The organism is Nocardia altamirensis NBRC 108246, from assembly GCF_001612685.1.
GTDB lineage: Bacteria > Actinomycetota > Actinomycetes > Mycobacteriales > Mycobacteriaceae > Nocardia > Nocardia altamirensis.
This window is the reverse complement of sequence record NZ_BDAY01000070.1, coordinates 61,310-69,379: the sequence shown is the minus strand read 5'-3', so window position 1 is coordinate 69,379 and position 8,070 is coordinate 61,310. Positions and strand designations below refer to the sequence as shown.

The window sequence follows — 8,070 nt, the reverse complement described above, 5'->3', positions numbered from 1 at the left end:
TCGGGTTGGTCGATTTGTCTGGTCAGCGGGGTTCCGACTTAGAGGTTCGCCTCGCCCCGCTGGCCGCCAAAGCTTCAACGGGCGGATGCCCGGCGACCAGTTCGCCGGGCATCCGCTGCGTCGATCAGTCTTGCAGGCCCTCGATCTCCTCGATCGAGATCTGGCCGGTGAGCAGCCCGTGCGCGATGCTGAGCTGTTCGGCGACCCGGTACATGCTCAGTAGCGCCGCGCGCATGAGCCATTCCGCGTCGCCGGGGTGGTCGTAGGCGGTGTTCGCCAAGGTCAGCCCGCCCAGGAAGTCGAGGATCGCCGCGTTCAGGACGCCCCGGTGGACCGGGTGCGTCGGCAGCTCGTGCATGAGCTTGCGGGCGTTGAGCAGGGCGTCGACGGCGTCGGCGGCCTGCGCGTCCTCGGGTATCTCGATGCTGATCGGCAGGTCCAGCAGCAGCAGGATCTTGGCGATGTGGGCGTGGTTGCCGCTGGTGGCCTCGTCGAACATGGCCAGCAGGTCGTCGTGTTCGTTGCTCATGGTGAGCCCCTTCCGGGTTGTTGGGTATTTGCCTTGCTGGGCGGGTCCGACCCCGCCCAACGACACCAACATTACAACGGAAGAGTAGTAATTACAACGCTATTGGCGAGGGTCTTCCACCAACTCGAACCCGTCGAGTCCGGCCTCGTCGCCGCTCGCCCAGAACCGTCGTCCCGGCAACTCGCCCGCGGGCAGGCCCGCCTGCGCGGCGATCACACTCGCGCGCACCACCAGCGGCTGGCGTGCCGGATGCCAGGGCGTCTGCAACTGCGCCATGGCCTCCGCGCCTTCGCCGTACACCAGAATGCAGCGCACCTGCACTCGATCAGCGGTCATGAACTCGTTCCTCGTCTTTCGACATTTTCGGGGCGCGGCCGGCGAGTGCCCGACCACGAGCGAGGCGGTTCGCGCGAACCAAACCCGTTCACGCGAACCGCCTCTCCAGATGCGGCGTCAGCGCCTACTCTGCCCGATCCGCCGCTACCAATACATGCGGGTTCACGGCGACGAACGCGCGAACGCTGCTGTATCCGAGGTGCGCGGCGATTACGGGCAAGGGCACACCCGCGCGAGCCATCCACACCCCGCACGTCGCGCGCAGGACCCCGACACCGGGCCGCTGACCGCCCAGCCGCTCGGCTACCGCCGCGACGGCCGGTCGCCAGATCCGACCCGCGAACCGGATGATCAGACCCGGCCCGCAGGAGCCGTCGATGACGAACAGCTCCTCCCCGGAGTCCCGCAGGTCGAGCTGGCCGAGGTGGTTACGGGGCAGATAGAGGGCGCGCGGTGATCGCAGCGGCACCAACTCCCATCGGTCGGCCAGCCGATGCCACGCCCGCTCGATCCGGCAGGCACCGGTCTCCGGGTCGATGTCGGTGTCGGCCAGGGCGGCAACCTCACCGAGCCGGGCACCCGAAAGCACGAGATGGTCGGCCAGCGCCCGCCACAGCGGCGGGATCTGTTCGAGCACCAATCGGTACTGGTCCACCTCCAGCGGCTGCCAGAGCGGTCCCACTGCGGGACGCGACCGCTGCGAGGTGCGAGTCGTGTTCTGCGCCATGGTCATCACGCCGCTTCCACGAAGGCCGGGGTGTCGTACACCGGGGCGGGGAGCGAGACGACCAAAGCGAGCTCCTTGGGCAGTGGCCTCAGCTCGGGCGGCAGCGGCGCGGGAGCGGGCTGTGGGGCCAGTTTCTCGCCGATGACCGCTGCCGCGTCGGCGGCGGCCCTACGGTCGAGGTGCCCATAGGTATCGACGGTGGTCTTGATCGACTCGTGGCCCAGATGTGCCTGCACCACATGGATCGGGACTCCGGCCGAGAGCATCCACGCCGCGCAGGTGTGGCGTAGATCATGGATCCGGGGCGCCTTGCCGTTCACCGGGTTTCCGGGCACCAGGCTCAGCGCGTCTCGCGTCGGCACCCACACATCCTTGTAGAAGTGCGAGATGCTGATCGGCTCGCCGCTGCTCACGCAGAACAGCCACTCGTCCAGGTCGCGGCCGTCGAGCGGCAGCTTGGCCACCAGCTGGGCGGGCAAGTTCACGGTACGCGTGGACTTCTTGGTCTTGGGCGGACCGAGTTTGCGTTTGCCGCCGGTGTACTTCCACGCCTTGTGGATTCGGGCCGTGAGCGCCTTGCGGTTGATGTCGCGCACCCGCAGCGCGGTCACCTCGCCCCAGCGCGCGCCCGAGGCGACCAGAAACTCCACCAGTAGCCGCCACCGCGCGGGCAGGGCGGCCAGCAGCGCGGCGAACTCCTCGGGTTCGAGGTGACACATCTCCTTGGCCACCACGCGCGGCAGCTTGGTCTGCTCGCACGGGTTGGACGGGATCACTCCCCGGCGGGCGAGTCTCTTGAGGATCTGGAACAGCGCGCCGTGTTTGTTCGCAATGGTTTTCGCGGCGTTGCCGACGTTCTCGGCGAGGTGGTTGATCCAGCGCCCGATCACCGTTTCGGAGAACACCGTCACCGGTGAGCGGGCTCCGAAGAACGGCTCGATGTCGTTGACGAGGATGCGCCGGAAGCGGTTTCGGGTGCCGGGCTCGATGCCGGTGAGACCGTCGATCACCTCGGTGAAGGCGTCGTGGATCGTGGGCGGCAGGTCCTCGGTGTCCTGGTCCTGCTCTTCGTACAGCATCGCCAGGGCTTGGTTCGGACCCAGGAGGTCCAGAAGGCCCTTCCAGCGCTCGGCCTCGCCTTCGCTATCGAAGGACTCAGAGGTCTGTTTGCCGTTGTGGCGGAAGAGGACTTGGAAATACGCACTGCCATTTTTGCAGGTGCGGGGTCGAATACTCGACATGAATCACCTTCAGGTGTCGCTCGGATAGCTGAGCCGACGTGACCCTCAAGTGCAGCGATCGTTGTTGACCGCATGTTGACCGCAACCCGGGGGCTATCCGAAAATAGCCCCCGACCTACGTCTTCTCTGCGGAGGATAGGGGATTTGAACCCCTGAGGGCGTTAACCCAACCCGCGTTCCAGGCGAGCGCCATAGGCCACTAGGCGAATCCTCCGTGGAGCAGCATACCGGTAGGGGCAGGGCAGAAGCCAAACGGGTCCGTTCGGACCGGAAAAGTGCCTGTTCGGTCCACTTTATGGACTGTTTGGGGACCCCGGCGGGCGGCGCGGGCCGGCGGAGCGGCTACACTGGCCCACGGATCCCGCGCGGCGCGCATCCTGTGAACTCCCCCAGGGCCGGAAGGCAGCAAGGGTCAACGGGCTCTGCCGGGTGCGCGGGGTCCCCTTATCTCTGAGGGCCCCGGACCGAAGTCCGGCCGCGGAATAACGCCTCCAAATCCGAGCAAGGCACAGGTAACGTGGACCACGGTCCGCCGACGCACGATGCGCTCGGCAGGCTGAATGTCCGGCCGCCGCACATCGGTCCGGCCACCACCCACGTCCCCCGCTGCTTGGAAAGGCTGCCCAGGATGCCCCGGCAAACGCAGATCGGTTTGATGAGCCACGAGGAACTCGTGTCGGAACACGAGACTCAGAACGCGAACTACGCGACGCTCAAGACCGAGAAGCTCACGCTGGACCTGACGCGCGGAAAACCTTCGCCGGAACAACTCGACCTGTCCGCCGACCTGCTTTCGCTGCCCGGCGCCGGTGACTACCGCGACGGCACCGGCACGGACTGCCGCAATTACGGTGGCCAGCACGGACTTCCGGAGCTGCGTGCGATCTTCAGCGAGTTGCTCGACATCCCGGTGGACAACCTGATCGCGGGCAACAACGCCAGCCTCGAGCTCATGTACGACGTGCTCAGCTACGCAATGCTGTTCGGCACCAACGATTCCGAGCGCCGCTGGGCCTCGGAGGACACGCTGAAGTTCCTGTGTCCGAGCCCCGGCTACGACCGGCATTTCTCGATCACCGAGTCGCTCGGCTTCGAGATGATTCCGGTCCCGATGGGCCCGGACGGCCCGGACACGCAGGCCGTCGCCGCGCTGGTCGCGAACGACCCGCAGATCAAGGGCATGTGGGTGGTGCCGAACTACTCCAACCCGAGCGGCGTCACCTTCGCCGAAGATATTGTCCGCGAATTGGTTTCGATGCCGACCGCGGCCGCCGACTTCCGCCTGATCTGGGATAACGCCTACGCGGTGCATCCGCTGACCGACACCGCTGCGCCGGTGATCGACGTGCTGTCGCTGGCCGCCGCGGCCGGAAACCCCAACCGGCCCATCGTGGTCGCGTCCACCTCGAAGATCACCTTCGCCGGCGGCGGCGTGAGCTTCCTCGGCGCCTCCACCGCGAACCTGAACTGGTACCTCGGCCATGCCGCGAAGCGGAGCATCGGCCCTGACAAGATCAACCAGCTGCGCCACCTGCGCTTCTTCAAGAACGCCGATGGCGTGCGCGCGCACATGCAGAAGCACCGCGCCATCCTGGAGCCGAAATTCGCACTGGTGCTGCGGATCCTGGAGGACCGGCTCGGCGCGTCGAAGATCGCGTCGTGGACGGAGCCGAAGGGCGGCTATTTCATCAGCCTCGACGTGCTGGAAGGCACCGCGGCCAGGGTGATCGCGTTGGCCAAGGACGCGGGCATCGCGTTGACCGCGGCAGGCTCGGCCTTCCCGTATCGGAATGACCCGGAGGACAAGAACATCCGGATCGCGCCGAGTTTCCCGAAGCTGCCTGAGCTGGAGAAGGCGATGGACGGCCTCGCCACCTGTGTGCTGCTCGCCGCCACCGAGAAGCTGCTCGACAAGTAAGCACCGAACAACGAGAACGGCCGGGCGCGTACCGATTCAGGTACGCGCCCGGCCGTGTAGTGCCAGGAATCAGTGGGGCTTGTGCGCCAACACGGCGAACATGGTCACCGAGAGGTGGATATCTCCGCTCTTCGCACCGGCTTCCAGATCGTCGATCAGATGCTCGCGCTGCTGCTCGGTGATCACCCCACGGGCCACCGCCATCGCCGAGATGCGGGTGACGAGCGAGCCGACGCCCACCGTGCGGTCCTGCACCAGCGCATGTGAGCCGACCTCGTCGATCACCAAGCCCGCCTTGGTCAGCAGGCCGGGCAGCCTACGGCCGGAGTACGGGTTGGTGGTGGCCGAGAGCAGCGTGTCGGTCACGTCGCGGACCACCTGCCGGTCGCCGGGATGCACGATCGCGGTGCCCCAGTCGCTGTCCATCACCACGACGCGGCCGCCGGGCCGCAGCACCCGCGCGATCTCGGAGGCGGCGCGCGCTGGCGCGGTCAGATGCTGAAACACGCGCTCGCACAGGGCCGCATCGAAGCTGTCCGCGCCGAAGGGCAGCCCGTAGGCGTCGCCGGAATGGAATTTGGCGGTCGATCCGGCCGCGGCCGCGCGACGTTCGGCAGAGGCGAGCAGGTTCGGGTCCGGTTCGACGCCGACCGCACTGCCGTTGGGGCCGACCGTTTCCGCGAACGCCATCACCTCGGTGCCGGTGCCGGAACCGATGTCGACGGCGTGTTCGCCGAGGCGAAGTCCGAGCGCGTCGTGAGCCCAGTTGCGCAGGCGCCGGATGCCGGGCAGCGCGGCTTGGAGGTCACGAACGTCGACCAGTTGATCCTGGCCCGCGCGATCGAAGCGATCGGGCCGCATTGTGTAGGTGTCCATGGGACCGCGTCCATCCCCGGCGGTGGCCATTGTGTGGGGTGCCGATGTAGGTACTGCCGTCTGTTGAGGCATGCGCAGGAGCCTACGCGGGGGCTCATAGCCCTGCATGGCAGGTCTGTGAGACCAGTCACGACCTCACGAGGCGAGCAGATAGGTCACAGCGGCGAGCACCGCACCGAGCAGAGCGCCGACGATCACCTGACCCCTGGTGTGGTCGCCGAGCCAGACCCGCGACCAGCCGATCACCGCGGTCAGTGGCAGCGCGAGCAGAAACCACGGCGAGGCGATCATCGCCAAGAGCACGGTGGTGCCAGCGCCGACCGCGGTGTGCACGCTGACCTTCCATTTCCCGAGCACCGTCACGATGCCGATGCCGATGAGCACTACAAGCGCGGACACCGTCCACGCGATCAGCTCGCGCGGGGCATCCCTGACGATCTCGACGACGAGCCCGACGCACACGATCGCGAGGATCGCCGGAATCACCCAGTGCCGCTCGCGGATCTCCGTCACGTGGTGATCGCTGGCCACGCCGCGCTGCACACCGGTCAGGATGACCAGCATCGGGATCACGCCGGAGATGGTCGCGACGAACACGCCCCACGCGAGCGCGTCCAGCGCAGCGCCCGCGATCACCGAGGTAAGGATGTTGATCATCCACGGCGCCCCGAGCTCGGTGATCACCCGCGCGGCGCGGGCCTGCGCCGTCGTCGTCTCCGTCACACCATTGCCTCTCGTCGTCTTGCTCGATATGCCTGCGCCAACAGCAGTGCCCAGTGGCGGTCGGTTTCTGCCTCGAAGGCCGCCGCTCGGACGTTCTCCGCGTCGAGGGCCGTCGAATCCTGCCCGTCGATCAGCCAATTCGCCACCGCCGCAGCCACTTCCCGTTGGTCGGTGCGCAGGGCGCCGGACTTGCCTGCTTGCTCGACCTCCAGGCTCAGCGCGTCGAGCAGTTCGGTCACTCGATCGCTGGCCCGTTCGTCCGCGCTGCTGCCGCGCCGGGACTGGCGCCGCACGCCGGGCCAGCGCGGCACCAACTCGTGGTACATCGGGCCGATGGCGATCAGCACCCGCCTGGCCCGCACCCAGGACACCACAGGCGAGAGCATCACCCCGGCGAAGATCACCAACACTCCTGCCGCTGACACTGCTCGCGTCACTTCGAACACCGCGGGCGCGGGCGCCGCGCCGCCGAAGCGGACTGCGACGAAGTAGCACAACCGAATCCACGCCCACACGGTCGCGGCGGCAAGTCCCGCCGCGAGCAGCGACAGGCTCCAGCCGGTCACCGTGCGCAGGTCGGCGGGCCGCGCCGCCATCACCATCAGCGCGGGACACAGCAGCGCGGGGAACAACGCGCCCGCGATCCCGGCCTCGGCATAGCCGGGCAGGTGGCTGTAGGCCTGATCGAACTCGAACCCACCCGCGACCTGCGGCACTGACGGCGTGCCGACGAAGATCGCCAGTGCCGCAAGCGAACCCGCCGCGGCGATCGCGCCGAGGATCCGTACGCCGCGCGCGACCCGCGCCGGGTCGACGGTCACCGCGAGCGTCAACGCGCCTGTCGCGGCCGCGATCACGTTGAACAGCACCATCCGCAGCCCGGTGGAGAAGTTCGGCATCGGCGCGATGGCCTGCATAAACCCTTCTGCCGCAGGGATGTTCAGCGTGAGATGCAGTGCGACGACGCCGAGCGCGATGGTGGTCGAGCCGAGCACCCAGCTGCGCGACCACCACCAGCGCCAGCCCCTGGTGACCGCGGCAACCCACATCAGCGGCGACAGGATCATGGCGATCATCCGAGCGCCTCACCCCAGCGTGAGCGCAGTCGTGGCTCTCTGCGGCCGATGCTCTGCAGTCGATTCAGCAGCAGGCTCGCGAATTGCTCGGCCGCCAACTCTTCCGCCGCTGCCTCGTCGGTGCATTCCCTGCGCAGCACGAGCGCGGCCAGGTCGTGCATGTCGGCGGGCAAGATCGACTGCGCCACCTCCAACACCGGACGGCCCTGGTGTCCGAGCACGATGTGGCCGAGCTCGTGCGCCACGGTCCGGTCCTTGGTCTGTGCCCACGAGGCGTAGGACACCTCGTCGCGATCCGCGAAACGGATCCAGTGTCCGAACACCCCCGCAGGCAGATTCGGGCTCTCGATCACGGCAAGCGGCCGCCCGCGATCACGCGACACCGCTTGCAGCAGGCCGTCGAGGGTCCGGGATTCCGCTGCCGTCGCGATGGCGAAGACGCGATCGACCGCGGCACCCACACCGATCCCCCCTTGCATGCCGTCATCCAACCATGCGAGGACTCGCTTCGCGACCATCCAGATCGGCCGTCGGGACGGGCCGGAGCGGGATGAACCCGCGATGAATAGTGGGGGCTCGGAAGGTCGACACAAATGAGATGATCGAGTCCGTCCGAGCAATGAAGGTCGCGGTGGAAGGATTGG

9 protein-coding genes, 1 tRNA gene and 1 other RNA gene are annotated in these 8,070 nt (G+C 67.5%); 2 read left to right on the top strand and 9 right to left on the bottom strand.

Annotation, left to right across the window (positions count from 1 at the left end):
* Positions 1–124: 124 nt before the first annotated feature.
* The 5 genes from NA11_RS31885 to NA11_RS31865 form a co-directional block, all read right to left on the bottom strand.
* Positions 125–529 carry a hypothetical protein gene (locus NA11_RS31885; protein WP_141717946.1) on the bottom strand — a complete coding sequence of 135 codons (405 nt, stop codon included), beginning with the start codon at positions 527–529 and terminating at the stop codon, positions 125–127.
* A 99-nt stretch (positions 530–628) separates the two neighbouring features.
* Positions 629–865, bottom strand: coding sequence for a hypothetical protein (locus NA11_RS31880; protein WP_069165747.1), 237 nt, complete (start codon positions 863–865; stop codon positions 629–631).
* Between the two features lie 124 nt (positions 866–989).
* Entirely contained in the window at positions 990–1,598 is a 609-nt protein-coding gene (locus NA11_RS31875) for a site-specific integrase (RefSeq protein ID WP_069165746.1), read from the bottom strand.
* The gene (locus tag NA11_RS31870; protein WP_069165745.1) at positions 1,598–2,833 is read right to left on the bottom strand and encodes a tyrosine-type recombinase/integrase; all 1,236 of its coding nucleotides are present in this window, start codon (positions 2,831–2,833) and stop codon (positions 1,598–1,600) included. The genes NA11_RS31875 and NA11_RS31870 overlap by 1 nt, the downstream gene beginning before the upstream one ends.
* A 129-nt stretch (positions 2,834–2,962) precedes the next feature.
* Positions 2,963–3,047, bottom strand: a tRNA-Ser gene (locus NA11_RS31865).
* A 139-nt stretch (positions 3,048–3,186) separates the two neighbouring features.
* Here NA11_RS31865 and ffs point away from each other — a divergent pair.
* An RNA gene (gene ffs, locus NA11_RS31860) (signal recognition particle sRNA small type) lies at positions 3,187–3,281 on the top strand.
* 180 nt (positions 3,282–3,461) lie between these two features.
* Complete coding sequence (locus NA11_RS31855; protein WP_069165760.1) at positions 3,462–4,751, top strand: aspartate aminotransferase type Ic; 1,290 nt, start codon at positions 3,462–3,464, stop codon at positions 4,749–4,751.
* A gap of 69 nt (positions 4,752–4,820) precedes the next feature.
* On the opposite strand, the gene NA11_RS31850 is transcribed toward NA11_RS31855, so the two are convergent.
* From NA11_RS31850 to NA11_RS31835, 4 genes are all read right to left on the bottom strand, one after another.
* Complete coding sequence (locus NA11_RS31850; RefSeq protein WP_084655232.1) at positions 4,821–5,627, bottom strand: methyltransferase domain-containing protein; 807 nt, start codon at positions 5,625–5,627, stop codon at positions 4,821–4,823.
* 135 nt (positions 5,628–5,762) lie between these two features.
* The gene (locus NA11_RS31845; protein ID WP_069165743.1) at positions 5,763–6,350 is read right to left on the bottom strand and encodes a phosphatase PAP2 family protein; all 588 of its coding nucleotides are present in this window, start codon (positions 6,348–6,350) and stop codon (positions 5,763–5,765) included.
* Positions 6,347–7,426 carry a hypothetical protein gene (locus NA11_RS31840; RefSeq protein ID WP_069165742.1) on the bottom strand — a complete coding sequence of 360 codons (1,080 nt, stop codon included), beginning with the start codon at positions 7,424–7,426 and terminating at the stop codon, positions 6,347–6,349. Before NA11_RS31840 ends, NA11_RS31845 begins: the two co-directional genes overlap by 4 nt.
* Positions 7,423–7,905 carry a hypothetical protein gene (locus NA11_RS31835; RefSeq protein WP_069165759.1) on the bottom strand — a complete coding sequence of 161 codons (483 nt, stop codon included), beginning with the start codon at positions 7,903–7,905 and terminating at the stop codon, positions 7,423–7,425. Before NA11_RS31835 ends, NA11_RS31840 begins: the two co-directional genes overlap by 4 nt.
* Positions 7,906–8,070: the final 165 nt, after the last annotated feature.

Coding starts and splice junctions, on each gene's coding strand:
- NA11_RS31885 (WP_141717946.1), bottom strand. CDS start 529: ATGAGCAACGAACACGACGACCTGCTGGCCATGTTCGACGAGGCCACC.
- NA11_RS31880 (WP_069165747.1), bottom strand. CDS start 865: ATGACCGCTGATCGAGTGCAGGTGCGCTGCATTCTGGTGTACGGCGAA.
- NA11_RS31875 (WP_069165746.1), bottom strand. CDS start 1,598: ATGACCATGGCGCAGAACACGACTCGCACCTCGCAGCGGTCGCGTCCC.
- NA11_RS31870 (WP_069165745.1), bottom strand. CDS start 2,833: ATGTCGAGTATTCGACCCCGCACCTGCAAAAATGGCAGTGCGTATTTC.
- NA11_RS31855 (WP_069165760.1), top strand. CDS start 3,462: ATGCCCCGGCAAACGCAGATCGGTTTGATGAGCCACGAGGAACTCGTG.
- NA11_RS31850 (WP_084655232.1), bottom strand. CDS start 5,627: ATGGACACCTACACAATGCGGCCCGATCGCTTCGATCGCGCGGGCCAG.
- NA11_RS31840 (WP_069165742.1), bottom strand. CDS start 7,426: ATGATCGCCATGATCCTGTCGCCGCTGATGTGGGTTGCCGCGGTCACC.
- NA11_RS31835 (WP_069165759.1), bottom strand. CDS start 7,905: ATGCAAGGGGGGATCGGTGTGGGTGCCGCGGTCGATCGCGTCTTCGCC.